Source organism: Ruegeria sp. B11, from assembly GCF_056539785.1.
In genome coordinates this window covers 392,435-410,333 of sequence record NZ_JBQFVO010000003.1, presented here as the reverse complement: position 1 = coordinate 410,333, position 17,899 = coordinate 392,435, and the positions used below count along the sequence as shown (strand labels likewise).

General features: G+C 55.9%; 16 protein-coding genes and 1 tRNA gene. 8 read left to right on the top strand and 9 right to left on the bottom strand.

Annotation, left to right across the window (positions count from 1 at the left end):
• The first annotated feature begins 95 nt into the window (after positions 1-95).
• Entirely contained in the window at positions 96-920 is an 825-nt protein-coding gene (locus tag ACR0I1_RS13765; protein WP_480706907.1) for a hypothetical protein, read from the top strand.
• 183 nt (positions 921-1,103) lie between these two features.
• Here ACR0I1_RS13765 and ACR0I1_RS13760 read toward each other — a convergent pair.
• Positions 1,104-1,178 (bottom strand) — tRNA-Gln (locus tag ACR0I1_RS13760).
• Between the two features lie 370 nt (positions 1,179-1,548).
• Here ACR0I1_RS13760 and ACR0I1_RS13755 point away from each other — a divergent pair.
• Positions 1,549-2,058 (top strand): ferritin, encoded by a 510-nt coding sequence (locus ACR0I1_RS13755; RefSeq protein ID WP_170401952.1) that lies wholly within the window; start codon positions 1,549-1,551, stop codon positions 2,056-2,058.
• Positions 2,059-2,085: 27 nt separating this feature from the next.
• Here the strand turns inward: ACR0I1_RS13755 and ACR0I1_RS13750 are convergent, their stop codons facing one another.
• Entirely contained in the window at positions 2,086-2,574 is a 489-nt protein-coding gene (locus ACR0I1_RS13750) for an SH3 domain-containing protein (protein WP_480706986.1), read from the bottom strand.
• 169 nt (positions 2,575-2,743) lie between these two features.
• Here ACR0I1_RS13750 and ACR0I1_RS13745 point away from each other — a divergent pair, with 169 nt between their 5' ends.
• The 4 genes from ACR0I1_RS13745 to ACR0I1_RS13730 all read left to right on the top strand — a co-directional run bounded on the left by ACR0I1_RS13745 (position 2,744) and on the right by ACR0I1_RS13730 (position 9,218).
• The gene (locus tag ACR0I1_RS13745; RefSeq protein WP_170392503.1) at positions 2,744-3,730 is read left to right on the top strand and encodes a 2-hydroxyacid dehydrogenase; all 987 of its coding nucleotides are present in this window, start codon (positions 2,744-2,746) and stop codon (positions 3,728-3,730) included.
• A 27-nt stretch (positions 3,731-3,757) separates the two neighbouring features.
• Positions 3,758-5,155 carry an FAD-binding oxidoreductase gene (locus ACR0I1_RS13740; protein WP_480706906.1) on the top strand — a complete coding sequence of 466 codons (1,398 nt, stop codon included), beginning with the start codon at positions 3,758-3,760 and terminating at the stop codon, positions 5,153-5,155.
• Between the two features lie 86 nt (positions 5,156-5,241).
• A complete protein-coding gene (locus ACR0I1_RS13735) occupies positions 5,242-6,570 on the top strand; it encodes a hypothetical protein (RefSeq protein ID WP_480706905.1) in 1,329 nt (442 codons plus the stop codon).
• A gap of 140 nt (positions 6,571-6,710) precedes the next feature.
• Positions 6,711-9,218 carry a GcvT family protein gene (locus ACR0I1_RS13730; protein ID WP_480706904.1) on the top strand — a complete coding sequence of 836 codons (2,508 nt, stop codon included), beginning with the start codon at positions 6,711-6,713 and terminating at the stop codon, positions 9,216-9,218.
• Between the two features lie 69 nt (positions 9,219-9,287).
• On the opposite strand, the gene ACR0I1_RS13725 is transcribed toward ACR0I1_RS13730, so the two are convergent.
• The 3 genes from ACR0I1_RS13725 to ACR0I1_RS13715 all read right to left on the bottom strand — a co-directional run bounded on the left by ACR0I1_RS13725 (position 9,288) and on the right by ACR0I1_RS13715 (position 11,413).
• Positions 9,288-9,623: a carboxymuconolactone decarboxylase family protein gene (locus ACR0I1_RS13725; protein ID WP_170392499.1), complete on the bottom strand. Its 336-nt coding sequence runs from the start codon at positions 9,621-9,623 to the stop codon at positions 9,288-9,290.
• Positions 9,624-9,695: 72 nt separating this feature from the next.
• On the bottom strand, positions 9,696-10,349 hold the full coding sequence (locus ACR0I1_RS13720; protein ID WP_170465111.1) for a DUF938 domain-containing protein: 654 nt from the start codon (positions 10,347-10,349) through the stop codon (positions 9,696-9,698).
• A 2-nt stretch (positions 10,350-10,351) separates the two neighbouring features.
• Positions 10,352-11,413 (bottom strand): NAD(P)/FAD-dependent oxidoreductase, encoded by a 1,062-nt coding sequence (locus tag ACR0I1_RS13715; RefSeq protein ID WP_480706903.1) that lies wholly within the window; start codon positions 11,411-11,413, stop codon positions 10,352-10,354.
• A gap of 203 nt (positions 11,414-11,616) precedes the next feature.
• On the opposite strand from ACR0I1_RS13715, the gene ACR0I1_RS13710 reads away from it, so the two are divergent.
• A complete protein-coding gene (locus ACR0I1_RS13710; protein ID WP_170422388.1) occupies positions 11,617-12,027 on the top strand; it encodes a hypothetical protein in 411 nt (136 codons plus the stop codon).
• 3 nt (positions 12,028-12,030) lie between these two features.
• On the top strand, positions 12,031-13,263 hold the full coding sequence (locus ACR0I1_RS13705; protein ID WP_170392496.1) for an HlyD family secretion protein: 1,233 nt from the start codon (positions 12,031-12,033) through the stop codon (positions 13,261-13,263).
• Between the two features lie 195 nt (positions 13,264-13,458).
• On the opposite strand, the gene ACR0I1_RS13700 is transcribed toward ACR0I1_RS13705, so the two are convergent.
• The 4 genes from ACR0I1_RS13700 to ACR0I1_RS13685 all read right to left on the bottom strand — a co-directional run bounded on the left by ACR0I1_RS13700 (position 13,459) and on the right by ACR0I1_RS13685 (position 17,868).
• Entirely contained in the window at positions 13,459-14,649 is a 1,191-nt protein-coding gene (locus tag ACR0I1_RS13700) for a S41 family peptidase (protein WP_480706902.1), read from the bottom strand.
• A 106-nt stretch (positions 14,650-14,755) separates the two neighbouring features.
• Positions 14,756-15,829 (bottom strand): BMP family ABC transporter substrate-binding protein, encoded by a 1,074-nt coding sequence (locus tag ACR0I1_RS13695; protein WP_170392494.1) that lies wholly within the window; start codon positions 15,827-15,829, stop codon positions 14,756-14,758.
• 34 nt (positions 15,830-15,863) lie between these two features.
• Complete coding sequence (locus ACR0I1_RS13690) at positions 15,864-16,784, bottom strand: ABC transporter permease (protein WP_170392493.1); 921 nt, start codon at positions 16,782-16,784, stop codon at positions 15,864-15,866.
• A gap of 1 nt (position 16,785) precedes the next feature.
• Complete coding sequence (locus ACR0I1_RS13685; protein WP_170392492.1) at positions 16,786-17,868, bottom strand: ABC transporter permease; 1,083 nt, start codon at positions 17,866-17,868, stop codon at positions 16,786-16,788.
• Between the last annotated feature and the right edge of the window lie 31 nt (positions 17,869-17,899).

Sequence of the window (17,899 nt, the reverse complement as noted above, 5' to 3'; positions counted from 1 at the left end):
TCAGCAACCCTATCTATGCTGGCCGCATACGACACAAGGGTCAGGTTTATGGTGGGCAGCACCCCGCTATCACTGACCCGGCGGTATAGCAGCTGGTGCAGCAGTGGTTGATAGATGGCGCGGCAAGGGAGCGTGGATTAAAGCAGAAGGCCAAGCGATCAGTGCTGGCCGGGAAGCTCTTTGATGAGACCGGAGATCGGCTGACACCTAGCCATAGCCGCAAAAACGGCAAGCGTTTGCGTTACCACATCTCTAGAAGTCTGTTGACCGATCGAATTCAGAAGCATCCGGATGCCTGGCGGCTGTCGGCAGAGCAGCTCGAAAACCTTCTGGTCGAAGTGGTCAGACAACACCTGAACCGACCGAACGCTGTGACTTCAATGGTACGGAATATGTCGGCAGCCGAAAGTGCTTCGGCAACAGAGTTTCTCAGAGATTGCCAGTCTGCCAGGAACTGCCTTGGCATGATTGCGCGGGCGGAGCTGCGACAGGGCTCTCTGAGGGTGCAACTGGATATCCAGGCGCGGGCCCAGATGATTGGTTGCAGGGTCGACCAGGTCGATGCCGGGGAACTAGCGATCGAAGCGCCATTCCGGATGCGCCGCAGAGGCTTGGAACTGAAATTGCACTTAGGCGATCAGCCTCCTGAAATCGATCAAACACTTATCCGCAACGTCGTTAAGGCGCGCCGGTGGTTGGCGATGATCAATGATGGCAGAGCTTTCTCAGAAATCGTTCAAGAAGAAGGTAGCTCCAAACGCCGGGTGCAGGATGTGGTCGATCTGGCCATGCTGGTGCCTGATGCTCTGGATGCCATCGATTCAGGCGAACAAACTGATGGCCTGACAATGGACTACCTGATCAGGTCGGGTTTCCCGGCGATCTGGTCAGATCAACACAAGCGCTTCTCTGCCCTCTGATCTGCCGCCTCTCCGAAACACACCAAACTCGTACCGTCGGAATCGCGACCTGGGACTGTGGTCGGAAATCGACTACTGTTGCGCACACGCTCGGATCTCAGTTGAAGTTGCTGGATCTTAAGCCGCTGAAAACACGCTTTAATCGGCGTGCAACTTCTCGGTATGTGATTTACGGGAAAATCATGGCTGGGGTGGTAGGATTCGAACCTACGATACACGGTACCAAAAACCGCTGCCTTACCACTTGGCTACACCCCAACGGTGAGCGGCTATCTACGACTGTTGCTTTCAGGGTTCAAGGGCTTTTTTGGACAATTTTGATGTGGATATGCAATTTAGTTTGATGGCGGTTGGATCGTCGGGATGGTCGAGTAGGGGTCAGGCGATTGTTTGAGGCGAAGCTAGATCTCTAAAACGAAAATCCAACTGGCAATCCTTGGTTTTGCGGTCGCGAGATACAATCCGCAATGCGCCACAACGCTCGTTCCTGCGACTGCGTTTCAATAGCACAAGAATTGGATTAAATTATTGATTAATAGCGATAAAAATTACCTTTATCAGTTGAATGTCTTTGGCTTCGGACCTAGCTAGATAAAGTCCGCTAACCAGCACGAAAAAGGAGCGAGCAATGAAACTGAACCCGCAAGTTGCAGAAGCATTGAATAAGCAGATCAACAATGAGCTCCACGCTTCGTACACCTACTTGGCGATGTCGGCTTATTTTGAGGCGCAGGATCTGCCTGGATTCGCCAGTTGGTTTCGGGGGCATTCTGCCGAAGAGGAAACCCATGCAATGCGTATATTCGACTTTATCGCCAAGCGGGGTGGGAGGGTAAATCTCGACGGCATCGCAAAACCGCAAACGGACTATGAATCACCCGTTGATGTACTGGAGCAGGCGCTGGCGCAGGAGCAAACCGTGACGGGCCAGATCAACGCGTTGTTTGAGCTGGCGCATGAGGTCAAAGAATACAGCACACAGAATATGCTGAACTGGTTCCTGGCCGAACAGATAGAGGAAGAAGACCTGTTCACATCGATCCTGGACAAGGCCAAGGCGGCCAGCGGGGACCGATGGAACCTGCTGTTGTTGGATCAGGAACTGGCCAAACGCGGCAGCGCTGCAGGCGCGGAGTAGCTCAGTCGGCGCTGTCGCGCACGCACGTCATTCCCGAATCTCGGCGGGGTCGACCCCCCAAAGATTGCTTTTCAGGGTCCAGCCCCGATAGCCGCCTGCCGAGATGCGGCACCAATCGGGTGAGCACTTTTCAAGCCGGGCGACGACGCCGGTTTCAAAATGCGCGTTCACCTGCGACTTGGGATCGGGCATCGCGTAAACCGGCAGCAAGTCGGCTTCGATAAGGACTGTCCGCACACCTGAAAGCAGCGCGTAATGCACCCAACCCCCGGCACCGTCGCGATCCTGAACCTTGCGCCAATTTCCATATTCGGCCGTGATCTGCAGCGGCATGCCACGCCGTTTGAACACCCAATCGATTCGGTGAGTCAGCGAAGGGCCGCGACGGACATTACCCTCGGCGGCTTTCATCGAGACATATCGCGGAAGCGGTAGATTCGTCACTGGACCGCGTTTTTCCTGCGCGGACACGGCCACTGCGCCGAGCACGAGCAGGAAAACCGATATCAACACCACAAAATGGCGGTTCACTGAAAAACTAGCACTCACTGCCTGTCTGCTCTTATGCCTGTGGATCGTATGCAAAAAAGGTTGAGACGATGCCCAAGGGGTTCTTGTGCCCCGTGTAATCCTGCGCCACGATGCCATGGCGCGCGGCAGTTTGCAAAGCGGTAGGAGGGTCAAGGTGCCAAGAGAACGTCTGAGTGTTGTCGTTACGCGACGGTTGCCCGAAGCGGTGGAAACACGGCTAAGCGAGCTTTTCGATGTAAAACTGCGTGACACCGACGATCCCATGACTCGCGAAGAGCTGGTGGCGGCAGTGAACACAGCAGATGTGCTGGTTCCGACGATAACCGATACAATTGATGGCGGTATCCTGGGGCAGGCTGGTGAGAAATTGCGACTGATCGCCAATTATGGTGCCGGTGTCGACAATATTGATGTGGCGACGGCGAGGCAGCGCGGGATCCTTGTCTCGAACACACCAGGAGTACTGACTGACGATACTGCAGATATGACTATGGCTCTGATCCTGGCGGTTACACGACGTATCCCCGAGGGGTTAGGTGTGATGCAAAAGGGCGATTGGGCCGGTTGGGCCCCGACGGCCTTGCTGGGTGGCCGGGTCGGTGGTCGCCGCTTGGGTGTTCTTGGTATGGGCCGGATAGGGCAGGCCGTTGCGCGACGTGCCAGCGCGTTTGGAATGCAGGTTCACTATCACAACCGCCGCCGGTTGCGCCCCGAGATTGAACAGGAACTGGAGGCGACCTACTGGGATAGTCTTGATCAGATGGTGGCGCGGATGGACGTCATCTCGATCAACTGCCCGTCGACCCCTTCGACCTTTCATTTGATGAATGCGCGGCGTTTGAAATTGATGAAACCCACGGCCGTGATCGTGAATACATCACGCGGTGAAGTCGTCGATGAGAACGCCCTGACACGCATGATCCGCGCCGGTGAGATCGCGGGCGCTGGTCTGGATGTTTATGAACAGGGCACGGATGTGAACCCACGCCTCCGGCAATTGCCGAATGTGGTGCTGCTGCCTCATATGGGCTCGGCTACGCTTGAGGGTCGGATCGAGATGGGTGAGAAAGTCATTATCAACATCAAGACCTTCGAAGACGGTCATCGCCCGCCAGATCAGGTTGTGCCTGCAATGCTTTAGGCTGTGGCCTGAGAAAAGGGGGACGCAATGGTGCAGGCAACCGCTTTGCCGCGAAACGAGGCCGGGATTGACACGGCGCTGGGAATTCTGAAGCAGAGGTTCGCAGACCGGCTGCAATCTGGTGCTGCGATTTGCGAGCAGCACGGGCACACGACAACGTGGATTGAGAACCAGAGTCCGGATGCGGTGGTTTTCCCGCATTCAACCGAAGAAGTGGCCGATATCGTCAGGACCTGTGCCGAGCACAAGGTGCCAGTCATCCCGTTCGGAACAGGCACCTCGCTCGAAGGTCATGTAAACGCTCCTGCTGGTGGCATATCCGTCGATCTGAGTCAGATGAACAAGATATTGGCGGTCAATGTCGGTGATCTAGATTGCGTTGTCGAACCGGGTGTCACCCGAGCCGAATTGAACACCCATCTGCGGGATCAGGGGTTGTTCTTCCCGATTGATCCGGGCGCGAATGCGTCGCTAGGTGGCATGGCCGCGACACGCGCGTCTGGCACCAATGCTGTGCGTTATGGGACAATGAAAGACAATGTGCTTAGCCTTGAGGCCGTGATGCCGGACGGGCAAGTGATCCGCACGGGGCATCGTGCGCGAAAATCTTCGGCGGGTTTTGATCTGACCCGCTTGCTAATCGGTGCCGAGGGCACGCTGGGAATAATCACCGAAATCACATTGCGATTGCAGGGTATCCCCGAGGCCATCAGTTCAGCTCGCTGTTCGTTTCCATCGGTGGATGCAGCCTGTCAGGCTGTGATGATGACTATTCAGTATGGTATCCCGGTTGCGCGGATCGAATTGCTGGACCAGATGTCGGTCAAAGCTGCAAACGCTTATTCGGGACTGGATTTGCCAGAAACGCCACTGCTGCTGCTGGAATTTCACGGTTCGGACAGCGGTGCAGCGGAACAGGCAGAGACCTTTGGCCAAATCGCGGAAGAATTTGGTGGCAGCGATATCACCACCACCACGACAACCGAAGAGCGCAACAAGCTGTGGCAGGCCCGGCACGATATGTATTGGGCCAGCCTACAACTGCGCCCAGGCGCGCGGGGCATTTCTACGGATGTATGTGTTCCGATCTCGCGTTTGGCCGAATGTGTGACCTCCGCACAGGATAAGGCCGCTGAATTGGGTTTGCTGGCCCCAATCGTGGGTCATGTTGGTGACGGTAATTTCCATACACTTCTGTTAATCGACATGGATGACGCAAAAGAGGTCGCAAGTGCAGAGGAATTCGTCGGTTGGCTAAATGATCTTGCAATTGCGATGGAGGGCACCTGTACCGGAGAACACGGAATCGGGCAGGGTAAACGCCCCTATCTGGTGAAAGAACTTGGTGCGGCGACAAATTATATGGCGGCGATCAAAGCAGCGCTGGATCCCGATAACATTATGAATCCGGGCAAGGTACTCTGACCGCAGTTGTTGGGCTCGGCCATAACAGCGCCTCAATTTTAGGTGAATGATCTAGGAAAGAGCAGTATTTGATTCCGAGGTTATTCATGGGCGCGTTGCGTTTCATTGGTTTTTTGCTGATTGCCGTCGTGGTTGTCGTAGGTCTGGATTATTATCAGCAGGATAAGAAAGTCGAAGGCAGGTTGTCCTTCAACGGATATGTCGACACGATTAATCAGCGGTTCAACTTGTATCAGGCGGAGCTAGCCGCGGAAGAAGTTGAACGAGAAAGGCAGAAGCGTTGGCGTGAGGGGGCCAAGCCGTACCTGCCGGGTTCGGGCGAAGGATGGGTGCGTCGTTCGATCGTGGATGCAGATTTTACACGCGATGCCCGAGAAGGTGTTTTGCAGGACGGAATAAGTGAAGCTGCTCGTCCAATTGCAAAAAGAGTTGCTGTGCAAGAGACTGAACAACTGGCCAGAAAACTCGATAATTCTAGTTGGGTCTACGAAAGCGGCGAGCATACGGTCTGGCTACAGGCGAAACTCAGGAAAGACGCTAAATCCAATACACTGACTGGCAACATCGTCAGGTCTGTCGAAGGGTTGGGCGCAGGATCGAGTGGCTACACTCCATTCGGCATAATTGGTGGTGCTGCGTATTTCAGGTTTGAAAACAGCCGATACAAACCCGTCACAGTGAAAGATCGAAAGTTTTGGTCAATGATCACGGCGAGCCTGACGGACCTTGAGGTCGAACCTCGGTTTGAAATCTACAAGGCTACAATCGGACTGGGCGAAGAAATTCGCTTGCAAGTCTATTCCGATGCACCAGCGCCTATGCTGCGAGCGTTTCTAGATCGATTGGATTATGACGGATTGAACGCACTGCTTCAAAAGCAAGTGCCTGGCGTCGGCAACGATACCGTTTTTGATGCTGAACGAGAAAGTGAACTGGCGACAAACATGGCCGCCTTGCGCGGCGAGTTTGTCAAGCTGCGCAGCGAGCTGGCGCGTTTGAAGCTAGAAAACATTGATGGATTGTCTCTTGTCGCAAATACTTTGGCCGCGCAATACGGTTTGCCGGCAGACACCTTCGACTTGACCGCGAACAGAATCGAATCTGCGGATGATTTGGTCCAGGTCGGATACCGCAAAGGACTGACAGATTTGCTTGAAGACGAGATGCAGCAGGCAGACAGAGATGACGAGGGTTTCTTTGGAAATTTGTTCGCCAAATTCAAAGATCAGGAAACCTCTGAAGAAGTCGCATCTGTAAACGAAAATGAAGGCTTCCTGTCCGGACTGTTGTCAGCCTTTGGTAGCTCTGACTCTGAAGCAGAAACTGCCGTGCGGGTAAACCGAGGCGGTTCCGGTACGGGCATTGATTGCGCAACCACCGGAACGTTCAAAAGGTGCAAATTGGGGGGCGGATAACACATCAGATCGACTGTTGGAAAGCGACCTGGTGCAACGCTCAGGTCGCTTTTCTTATATCACTGGTCGGATGAATGTCGCGTCGAGCCCCTCAAATGCGCCATATGGTGTCAACTGAATTCAAGGGGAGACACCCGGCTATGAAAACCCAAGTCAAAGCATTGGTCGTTGGCGGCGGCGCCGTCGGGACCTCGATTGCCTATCACCTTGCCAAAGCGGGCTGGGATGATGTGATGCTGATCGAGCGGGACGAACTGACATCCGGTTCCACCTGGCACGCAGCAGGCCTGTTGCCGTTGTTCAACATGTCGTATGCCACGACCCACATCCACAAGTACTCAGTCGATTTCTACAAGACACTAGAGGAAGAAACCGGCTTGAATGCAGGCTTCGCCGTAGTCGGAAACCTGCGTATGGCACAGACACAAGAGCGTATGGATGAATACATGCTCTATGCATCCACAGCGGAAACTTGTGATGTTGCATATGAGTGGCTGACGCCCGAGCAAATCAAGGAACGTTGGCCTCTGATCGAAACTTCGGACTTGAAGGGCGCAATCTATCACACTGAAGACGGCTACATTAACCCTGCCGACGTGACCCAGGCGATGGCCAAAGGTGCGCGTCAGCGCGGTGTCGACATCGTTCGCAAGATGCAGGCTGATGCGTTCCACTGGAACGGTACTCACTGGGAAGTCACCTGCACTAAGATGGTCGAAAAGGGCGGCAACCTCATTCCGTCAGATGAGCAGGTTGTGATCACCGCCGAACATGTCGTGACCGCGTCAGGCAACCACGCACAGCGGACCGCGAAAATGCTGGGTATCAAGATGCCCGCGATCCCGGTCGAGCATACCTTCATCGTCATGGACAAAGACCCCGAGCTGGTCAAATGGCGTGAAGCGGGCAACCCCGAGCATCCAGTTGTGCGTGATGCAGACAACGAGTCGTATGCGCGCGAAGAACGTGGCGGCTGGATTCTGGGTATCTACGAACATGGCGCTCCTGCGCAGTTCGAACACGGCGTGCCGGACAGCTTCCGCGCTGACCTATTCCCGCTGGATCTGGATCGGATCGCCGATCAGTACATGGCGATGGCCGAACGCGTGCCGTCCTGCGCTGAATCCGGCCTGAAGGACGATTTCAACGGCCCGATCTGCTATACGCCCGACGGCAACCCGCTGGTTGGTCCGGCGCCGGGCCTGCGCAACATGTGGCTGGCCGAGGGCTTTAGCTTCGGGATCACCGCCGCAGGTGGCACCGGCTATTATCTGGCGCAGATGATGGTTGATGGCGAAGCCGAGATCGACATGGCGTCGCTGGACCCCAAGCGTTACAGTAGCAACTGGATGACCACAGAATTCGCGGCGCGCAAGAACGAAGAGTGCTATGAGCACGTCTACATCTTGCACCACCCGGATGAAGAGCGTGAAGCTTGTCGTCCGTTGCGTACTGTTCCGGCCTACGACCGTCAGAAAGCGCGTGGCGCACAGTTTGGCTGGGTCAACGGCTGGGAGCGCCCGAACTATTTCGGCCCGCTGGATGCGCCTGATAACTTCGACAAAGAAAGCCGCAGCTTCCGCCGCGGTGGTTGGTGGCAGTATGCCGTCGAAGAAGCCAAAGCGATCCGAGAAGGCGTTGGCCTGATCGATGCGTCGGCCTTCACCAAGCATGTCGTCAAAGGCCCCGGTGCGACCCAGTTCCTGGATTGGTTCACCTGCAACAAGCTGCCCAAGGTCGGACGCATCAACCTGACCTACGCGTTGACCTCGCACGGCACCACCCGCACTGAATACACCATCGTCCGCAATGGCGAGAACAATTACTACATCGTCTCTGCCGGTGCCTGGACCGAGTACGACGCCGATTACCTGCGCAAGGCGGCCGAGGACAAGATGGAGGAGTTCGGCTACATCGAAATCCAGGACGCGACCACCCAGTGGGGCGTCTTCGCGATCGCTGGACCCAAGTCGCGTGACGTTCTGAAAGAGATCATCAAGGACGCCGATCCGGAAACCGCACTGTCCAACAAACGCTTCCCATGGTTGTCGGCGCGTCAGATTGAACTGGGCATGTGCCCCGTGAACGCGATCCGCGTGGCCTATACCGGTGAGCTGGGTTGGGAACTGCACCACCCGATCGAGATGCAGAACTATCTGTTCGACCTGCTGGAGAAGGCTGGTGAAAAGCACGGCATGAAACTGGTTGGTGCCCGCGCCCAAAACTGGCTGCGCCAGGAGAAATCCTATCGCGCCTTCGGCACCGAACTGGGCCGCGACGCGACCCCGCTGGAAGCTGACCTGCCGCGCTTTGTTGATCTGTCGAAAGACTTTTATGGCAAAGCCAAGCTGGAAGAGACCGGCGTGCGCGTGAAGTGCTGCACTCTGCTGATCGACGGACCGGACGATGCCGACCCCTGGGGCCGCGAGGCGCTGTACACGCCGGAAGGTGAGCGCGTGGGTCGTTTGACCTCGGGCGGGTACTCGGTGGCGTTCGAGAAATCCATCGGTATGGGCTACGTCAAGCCCGAGCTGGCGGTCGAAGGCACCAAGCTGCAGGTCAAAATTCAGGACAAGCTGTGGGATGCGGTCGTGACTTGCGACAGCCCCTACGATCCGAAGAACGAAACAATCCGCAAAGACGGCTGACGCTTCCAAGAAATAAGGCGGTACTCACGTAGCACCGCCTACTAAAAGCCCGCTCTCGGTGGGCTTTTTTCATGCGCTTAATTCATCAAAGCAGTCTAGTGCCTTGGCGGCATACATCATGGACGGCCCACCGCCCATCTGGATGGCCATTGCCAGAACGTCCGAAATTTCATCGCGGGTGGCTCCTGCCTTGGCCAACGCCTCGGAATGCAGGGTAATGCAAGGCTCACACCGTACTGCGATTGACATGCCTAACGCGATGAACTCTTTGGTTTTGTAGTCCAGCGTCCCGCCTTCCTTGACAGATTTTCCCAGCGCCCCGAAGGCACGCGCCGTATCAGGAATGGCTCCGTTAAGGTTACGCAAGCTTTTGCGCGTTTCGTTCAGTGAATCCTGCCAGCTCATTATCACGTCCTTCTTGATACATATGATAATCTGCATATGAATGGTGAAGAGCAAAGCAGACTTTGATCCTGATCAGATTCCAGTTTTTTGGGCGACAAATGCCAAGTTGTTCGCAGGCATCTTTACGATTTTGACCAGTTCGAGGGCGTTGTCCTTTAACATAGACAATATATGTGTGTCGTCTTTGTACCCGATCTCAGGGTCTTGTTGGACCAGTGCGTCGTGAAATCGCTGGTCGCCATCGCTTGTCAGGTGTCCGTCACGTTTGAAAGGGCCATAAAGCACCAAACGCCCATCCGTTTTCAGAGCGCACGCTGCTTCGGCAACGAGGGTTTCAGCCTCGGGTAAACTGATCAGGTGCAAGAGGTTGATCAGTAAAACCAAATCTTGCTGCGCCATTGATTTGTGCCAACCCTCCGCAGTTGCATCCAGATGAACGGCTGCGGCGGTGTTTGGTAAACCCTTGGTGTACGCATCGATGCTGGCGCGCCGTTCGGAGGTGACTTCGCTGGGTTGCCAATGCAACCCGGGCATCCGCTGGGCAAAGGCCGAAATGTGTTGTCCGGTTCCACTGGCCAGTTCCAGGGCCTGTCCTGATGACGGAGCGACCCGTGCCAGAAGATCGCACAGCACAACCGTGTTTCGGCTGGCGGCTGGGGCGACGAGTTTGCTGCCGTCGCCCTCGGTGGCGACGCTGGCATTTGAGGGCAGTTTGCGTTTTGTCATCGTTACAGCCTACCGGGTGTCAGCGCTTTCACAATCGCCGCATCAAGGCGCGGCGACGCGCCAGTCACAAGATCCGCCACAAGTTGCGAGGCAGCAGGAGCGGTCTGAAACCCATACCCTCCCTGTGCTGCCGACCAGATAAACGATGGATCGGTTGGATCAGGTCCGAGCACCAGCGTGCCATCGGCAACAAAACTACGTAACCCCGCCCAGTTGGCTTCTACCCGAGTTACAGTTTCAGTAACCATCGCTTCGTATCGTGCCAGTCCTTCTGCGAGAACCATGTCATCGGCGTAAGCGTCATGGGGTGTGGTTGGGTCCGCCTCGCAAGGCGAGACCAGTAGCTTGCCCGCATCAGGTTTGGCGTACCAGCTCTCGCCTGCGCCCAGCATCATTGGCCAGCTTCGCAGGTCATGTCCGCCCGGTGCGGGGATGCGCGCAATCGATCGACGGTAAGGTGTGATCCCGATGGGGGAGATTCCTGCCATCTGCGCCACCTCATCGACCCAGGCTCCGGCGGCATTTACCAGATTGCGTGCCTCAAAGGATTCTGAGGTTTCGACGGTCCAATGAACCGATTTGCGGATGCTGCTGACCCTCTGACGGGTCAGGACTGAACCGCCATTCTTACGGACGGTTCGCGCAAAGTCCTGCAGGACGCGATCTGTATCGATATCATATGCGCTATTACTTATGGCTGCATAACCGACAGTTTCAGCATTCAGGACAGGAATGTGTCCGATGGCATCTTCCGGCGAAATCTCTTGCACTCCAAGATCTTGGGCGTCTTTTTGAAACAGCGCCTGTTGATCCCTTCCGCCAATCAGCATCAGGCCGCGTGGTGTGAGGTACGCATTTGTTTCAAAGAACGCAGCACTTGCCTCGTTCATTGCCTTGACCGAGTTTGGACCGTAACCCTTTTCGAACAGGGCGGCTGAACGACCCGAAGTATGATATCCTAATCCGTCCTCGGCCTCTAACACCGTAACTGTGCCGTGCTCTGACAGGCGCGCACCTGCGCTTAGCCCGGCGACACCGCCACCGATTATCAGAAAATCAATCATGCGTTTTGTTCCGTTTCCGGCCGCCAAGTGATCGAGCCGGTGGTAAGTTGACTGGCGACATTGGCGGACCATGACACGCGTACTGCCAAACGAAAAGACACAAGCCCACCGCAATGGAAACTTGATCGTAGGCGGCCAGCCTGCTTTTAGTGCAAACAACATAAGATTCGGAGGCGGACGTGAACGCGGCAGATATTCACCCGATGGCAACGGGGCACATTCCGTCATATGTGACACAGGCAGATGGTAGCGACTTCCTCTTCACCTTCATGTTGTTTTTTACCGTCGGGATGGTCGTGCTGATCGGGGTTGCCTACTTCACGTTGCATTCGATCCCGGAAAAAATGGCGCATGAAACCAATCACCCGCAATTCCAATTGGTTGGGATTCTGGCGCTTTTGGCTTTGTTTACGCATAACGGCCTTTTCTGGGTTGCCGCCATCCTTGTGGCTGGGTTCCAGTTCCCTGATTTCGCGGCACCGCTGCGCTCGATTGCCGATGCCATCCGATCTTTGGCGCCTGGGCAGGACAAAGAACACGCTTCACCCCCTCCTGAGCTGGAAACTGAGCCCGAACAATCCAAACCCTCCGAACCGGCAGCACAGGGGCACTGAACAATGATCGAGACGATGCTGTGCGCCCTGATTACCGTGCTTCCTGACTATCTGTTTCGCCGCTTTGTGCAGGGCAAACGGATCGGACACGAGATCACGCTGTTCACCATGTGGTACGAGTTGCGCTGGGGGCTGACGACTTGCGCTATTTTGGCGCTAACCGTTATCACAACGCTGTTCTATTTTCACCCGTCCAGCAAAACAGCGGCTTCCTACTTCCGGACGGTAACGATCCTGCCGCAGCTAGGGGGGCGCGTTTCCGAAGTCTACGTGCGCAACAATGAGCAGGTGACAGCTGGACAGCCGATTTTCCGGATCGAAGACTTCACGCAAACCGCGCAGGTCGAAGCGGCGCATGCCCAGATTGCTCAGGTTCAAGCCTCGTTGAAGGTGGCGGAAACCGATCTGGCCGAGGCTGAGGCCGGGATTGCTGGCGCGCGCGCAGCTCTGGATCAGTCGCTCGAGGATCTGGAACGCAATACCACCCTACGTGACGAGGGATCCAGCGCGGTGCGCTTGGCCGAGATTGATCGGTTGGAAAATCTGGTTGCCGAGCGTGAAGCGCAGGTCAAAGCAGCCGTCTCAAAACGCGCAGCGGTTGTACAACAAATCGAAGAGCTGATCCCGGCCCAACTTGCCAGTGCCAATGCGCAGCTGGATGCGGCATTGACCGAGTTGGACAAGACTGTGGTCAACGCTGGAGTGACGGGCAGGGTTGAACAATTCGGGCTTCAGGTCGGCGACTATGTCAGCCCTTTGCTGCGCCCGGCGGGTATTCTGGTGCCATCCTCCTCCGGACATGACCGATTCCAGGCGGCGTTCAGTCAGCTTTCGGCCCAGGTGGTCAAACCGGGTATGATTGGCGAATTGGGCTGCATGACCAAGCCCTTTACCGTTATCCCGGTGGTTGTCGTCGAGGTGCAGGATGTGATCCCATCGGGGCAGATCAGGCCATCTGATGAGTTACGGGACGTGCAGAGCAACACCAATCCTGGTTCGATCCTTGTCTACCTTGAACCGCTCTACAAAAGCATGGCCGATGATGTGCCTCCAGGCAGCAACTGTCTGGCGAATATCTATACGGATAATCATGCAAAGCTGGAGGATGAGAGCCTCGGCTTCTGGGAAAAATCGTTCCTGCATGTGGTAGACACGATTGGCGTCGTTCATGCGGCAGGCCTGCGCCTGCGACTGATACTGATGCCGGTGAACACTCTGGTGCTGGGCGGACACTAATTTCACGCCCTAGAAGCTGACCATTGCGGCGATTCAATCGCTTGAAGTCCTGACTCGACGACAGCTGGGTATCGAAACGCTCGTGGTTAATATTGCCCACGGGCCGATGGTGTTGGGTCGCCAATAAGACTGGCCACCAAGTAGACCTTCGCCGCGCGTGCAGCATTTGCTTTCCTGGAATGCAGCTATGCAGACTTAGCGGCTGTCTAGCGATTTGCTCATGCTTTTGAGAACTCGTTGATAGAGTTCGGTTGGTGCATCCTCAACTGCAGGTCTTTCGACCCATTCCAAATCCAAGTTCAGTGATCCCGCAGGTACGATTTTTGTTGCGATTTCGGGCGGCGTGGTATCGTCAGTCGTTCCATTCTTCCAGTCGTGAAAGGCTGATGAGTAACGAACGACCGCTCCGCTGGTCGACAATTCGAGCAATCCGCCCTCGGCGAAGAACGTCAGCCTATCTCCCATTTCCTCACCAATAAGTTTGAGCCTGTTTCCCAATCGATGTTTGAGGATGGCTACAAACACTATCGCTGCGGAAAACGTGAATTTATCGACAAGCATAACAACCTGCTTGTTTGCACTTTTTGAGATCGCGTCGATCAAGGGCATCGTTAGAAGAAAGTCGCCACCAGTGTTTCCGCGAACATCAATTAGTAGTGTTTTGTTCGAGGATGCGCGCACGCATTCCACCGCGGCTGAGATGGCTTTAGGCAGCGCATTTTCGTTCGGATCAAAGAAGCTTGGTAACGCTATTGATAGCCCTAGCTCTTGCCAGTCCTTTATCTCTACAAATATCTCGGGTTCCCAGGCTGGATCAGCCTTGCCGTGCTCGTTTCTCGGGTAGAGCATCGATCCCGGAACTGTATGTTCATTGGCCACTTTCAGATTGGCTATCCGCCCATTTTCGTCCTGCACACGGTACTCGGTCATGCCGCCGTTTGACGAAAAACCCAAACGTGCCAAAGCGTACGGCCATGCCAGTAGAATCGGGCCGATGACCCGTTTCCTTTGGCACGTTCCCGCCAGAAATTTCTCTGCAGTGGCTTCAATCTGGCTCAAAGCTGAGCCGTTGACCGCTATCAACTCTCCTCGCGGTGCGGCTATCTCTGGCGCCGCGTCGATGAATTGAACGGAACGTCCAACGCTCACGAATCTCAGCGGTAGCACCGCGATCGCATCATTCGGGATCAGCCGTGTGTGCCCATTGCCGGGAAGTGCCAATAAACGCATCGCTGACAACAGAAAGGCTTCGACAGAGCTCTCTGAGGCATATTGCCGGGTTTCACCAATACAGTCGTCAATCACGGCCTTTTCGATCTGTCGAAAACTGGGATCGGTCGGCAGGGCAGTTTCTAAAATTTGGTTCAGGTCTTCCGTGAGCGACATGTTTCACGATGCGCATAGCCACTCGTCAATGTCCAGATTGGGCTCAGGGCGACTAAAAAGGCCCGCAAAAACATGCGGGCCTTGTTGTTAGTTTCCGGGTCAGATTCTACTGCGGAATTTCGCCTTCCAGCCCCTCAACGTAGAAATTCATGCCCGCCAGCGTACCGTCATCGGCGGTCTCGCCTTCGGCCAGCCAGTCACTGCCGTCCTGCTTTTTCAGCGGGCCAGTAAAGGGGTGGTATTCACCGGCTGCCATCGCGGCTTTCAGCGCCAGTGCTTCTTCTTTAACATCAGCCGGAACGGCGTCCGAAATCTCACCAATTGCTACCATGCCTTCCCGGATGCCATCCCATGTGTTGGCACTTTCCCATGTTCCGTCCATCACGGCCTGGGTCCGCGCGATGTAGTAGGGAGCCCAATCGTCGATGATTGAAGACACACGCGGGAAGGGTGCGTATTCGCTCATGTCGGAGGCTTGGCCAAAGGTGACAACGTTTCCTGCCTCTTGCGCGGCTGCCTGCGGTGCAGTCGAGTCAGTGTGCTGCAGGATCACGTCCGCGCCCTGTTCGATCAGAACTGTGGCGGCGTCAGCTTCTTTCGCAGGATCGAACCAAGTGTAGGCCCAGACGATCTTGAACTCGACATCCGGATTCACCTTCTTGGCGTGGATATAGGCTGAGTTGATACCACGGATCACTTCAGGGATCGGGTAGGACCCGATGTAGCCGATGATATTCGATTCCGTCATTTTACCGGCGATGTGGCCTTGGACTGCGCGACCTTCATAAAAACGGGCCGAGTAGACCGAGACGTTGTCGGCGGTCTTGTAGCCGGTTGCGTGCTCGAATTTCACATCCGGGAATTTCTTCGCGACATTGATGGTCGGATCCATGTAGCCGAACGAGGTGGTGAAGATCAGGTCCGCTCCTTCCAGCGCCATCTGGGTCATCACGCGTTCTGCATCTGGGCCCTCAGGCACCGACTCGACGAACACGGTTTCGACCTTGTCGCCAAAGTGCTCTTCCACGGCCAGACGGCCCTTGTTGTGCTCATAGGTCCAGCCGCCATCGCCCACTGGGCCGACATAGACGAAGCCGACTTTGGTCTTGTCTTGGGCCATGGCCCCCGAGGCCAGACCCAGCGCCATTGCGGCGCTTGCCAAAAGTGTAGTGAATTTCATGTGTTACTCCCCAAGTTGGTTCAGTTGGCCTCGCCTAGTGCGAGGCATGGAAGGTCCGGCCCAATGCGGCAGGTGCGCTGCTCTTGTCGGCCGAAAGGATCACAAGCACAAGGATCGTGATGATGTAGGGCGACATTGCCAGATACTCGACAGGAATGGCAACGCCCGCTGCCTGCAAATTAAGCTGCAACACAGTGATGCCGCCGAACAAATAGGCGCCCAGCAAGACACGCCATGGTTTCCAGCTGGCAAAAACCACCAGCGCCAAGGCAATCCAGCCGACACCGGCAGTCATGCCCTCGGTCCACTGCGGCACGCGGATCAGGCTGATGTAGGCGCCGCCCAAGCCAGCGCAAGCACCACCAAACAGGATCGCCATGATGCGAATCTTGATGACTTTGTAGCCCAGCGCATGCGCCGCATCGTGGTTTTCGCCAACGGCGCGCAATATCAGGCCGATGCGTGTGTATTTCAGCGTGGCCCAGACGGCGGCCGTCAGGGCAATTCCGACGTAGAGGATCGGGTCGTGCTGAAACAGGATTGGTCCAATAACAGGGATATCGCTGATCACCGGGATATGGATTTCACCCATGCTGGGCGGCTTTATTCCTACGTAGCTCTGCCCCATCAGCGCGCTGAACCCGAGGCCGAACAATGTTAGGGCCAGGCCACTAGCAACTTGATTGGCCAACGCCACCTGCGTCAGCAGTACAAACAACAGCGATAGCACCGCGCCACCGATTGCTGCCGCGATAAAGCCCAGCCAGGGCGAACCGGTCTCGACCGAGATTGCGAAGCCGCTGATTGCGCCCACGATCATCATGCCCTCGACACCGAGGTTCAGGACGCCTGCTTTTTCGACCACCAATTCTCCGATTGCGGCCAGCAAAAGTGGGGTTGCGGCCACCATTAGCGAGGCGACCAGAAGGACGGGGTTAATTTCACCAAGGTCCATATCACGCTACCTCGCTACGGGCCGCACGGATGCGGTAGTTTGTCAGAAGATCGAATGCCAGCAGGAAGAACAGAAGCATCCCCTGGAATACCTGAATGGCTGCGGCGGGCAGACCCAGCTGAGATTGGGCGATTTCACCGCCAATATAAGTCAACGCCATTAAGCCTCCGGCCAGCAGGATGCCCACCGGATGCAAACGGCCAAGGAAAGCCACGATGATCGCGGTAAAGCCGTAACCGACGTTGAAATCGATGCTGACCACGCCAGCAGGGCCCGAGACTTCGAACATCCCCGCAAGACCGGCCAGCGCGCCGGCCAGACCCAGACAGAACAAGATCAGGCGGGCAGGGTTTACACCAGCGAACTTCGCCGCACGCGGGGCCTCACCTGTCAGGCGGATGTGGAAGCCCAGCATGTGCCGGTTCAGCAAGACATATGCAAAGATAACAGCGATCAGGGCAGTGACTACGCCCCAGTGCATGCCTGAACCCGCAATCAGCTCGGCATTATACGCGCTGTCGTAGGATTGCAGATTGCGCGAACCCGGAAAGCCGAACCCTTCGGGATTCTTCAGCAGGCCTAGCGAGACCGAGGCCAGCATCTGTTCGGCCACATAGACCAACATCAGCGACACAAGGATTTCATTGGTACCGAAGCGCACTTTCAGGAAGGCTGGGATCATTGCCCATAGCCAGCCGCCAAACGCGCCTGCAATCACCATGATCGGAAAGATGTAGAATGCATCCAGCGGATAGAATGCCAGACCAGCACCCGCACCGAAAATGGCCCCCATAATGTACTGACCCTCGGCCCCGATATTCCAGATACCGGCGCGGAAGCCTAAAGACAGGCCGATGGCGATCAAAACCAGGGGCGCGCCCTTAACCAGCAATTGCGGCCGATAATAGAAGGCGAACTCGCCAAACAGGGGTTCCCAGAAAATGGTTCCAATAGCCTCGACCGGGTTTTTGCCCAGAATGGCGAACAGGATGCCACCAAAAACCATCGTCGCCAGGACTGCGACCAGAGGGGTGGCATAAGACCACGCCTTGGACGGCTGAGGCCGTTTCTCCAACACAATCATTTGCTCATACCCCCGCGTTTCTCTTTTCTTT

What these genes read in the sequence shown, in the direction of transcription:
- ACR0I1_RS13755 (WP_170401952.1), top strand. Translation starts at nt 1,549, where the DNA reads ATGAAACTGAACCCGCAAGTTGCAGAAGCATTGAATAAGCAGATCAAC.
- ACR0I1_RS13740 (WP_480706906.1), top strand. Translation starts at nt 3,758, where the DNA reads ATGGTGCAGGCAACCGCTTTGCCGCGAAACGAGGCCGGGATTGACACG.
- ACR0I1_RS13735 (WP_480706905.1), top strand. Translation starts at nt 5,242, where the DNA reads ATGGGCGCGTTGCGTTTCATTGGTTTTTTGCTGATTGCCGTCGTGGTT.
- ACR0I1_RS13730 (WP_480706904.1), top strand. Translation starts at nt 6,711, where the DNA reads ATGAAAACCCAAGTCAAAGCATTGGTCGTTGGCGGCGGCGCCGTCGGG.
- ACR0I1_RS13725 (WP_170392499.1), bottom strand. Translation starts at nt 9,623, where the DNA reads ATGAGCTGGCAGGATTCACTGAACGAAACGCGCAAAAGCTTGCGTAAC.
- ACR0I1_RS13720 (WP_170465111.1), bottom strand. Translation starts at nt 10,349, where the DNA reads ATGACAAAACGCAAACTGCCCTCAAATGCCAGCGTCGCCACCGAGGGC.
- ACR0I1_RS13715 (WP_480706903.1), bottom strand. Translation starts at nt 11,413, where the DNA reads ATGATTGATTTTCTGATAATCGGTGGCGGTGTCGCCGGGCTAAGCGCA.
- ACR0I1_RS13710 (WP_170422388.1), top strand. Translation starts at nt 11,617, where the DNA reads ATGGCAACGGGGCACATTCCGTCATATGTGACACAGGCAGATGGTAGC.
- ACR0I1_RS13705 (WP_170392496.1), top strand. Translation starts at nt 12,031, where the DNA reads ATGATCGAGACGATGCTGTGCGCCCTGATTACCGTGCTTCCTGACTAT.
- ACR0I1_RS13700 (WP_480706902.1), bottom strand. Translation starts at nt 14,649, where the DNA reads ATGTCGCTCACGGAAGACCTGAACCAAATTTTAGAAACTGCCCTGCCG.
- ACR0I1_RS13695 (WP_170392494.1), bottom strand. Translation starts at nt 15,829, where the DNA reads ATGAAATTCACTACACTTTTGGCAAGCGCCGCAATGGCGCTGGGTCTG.
- ACR0I1_RS13690 (WP_170392493.1), bottom strand. Translation starts at nt 16,784, where the DNA reads ATGGACCTTGGTGAAATTAACCCCGTCCTTCTGGTCGCCTCGCTAATG.
- ACR0I1_RS13685 (WP_170392492.1), bottom strand. Translation starts at nt 17,868, where the DNA reads ATGATTGTGTTGGAGAAACGGCCTCAGCCGTCCAAGGCGTGGTCTTAT.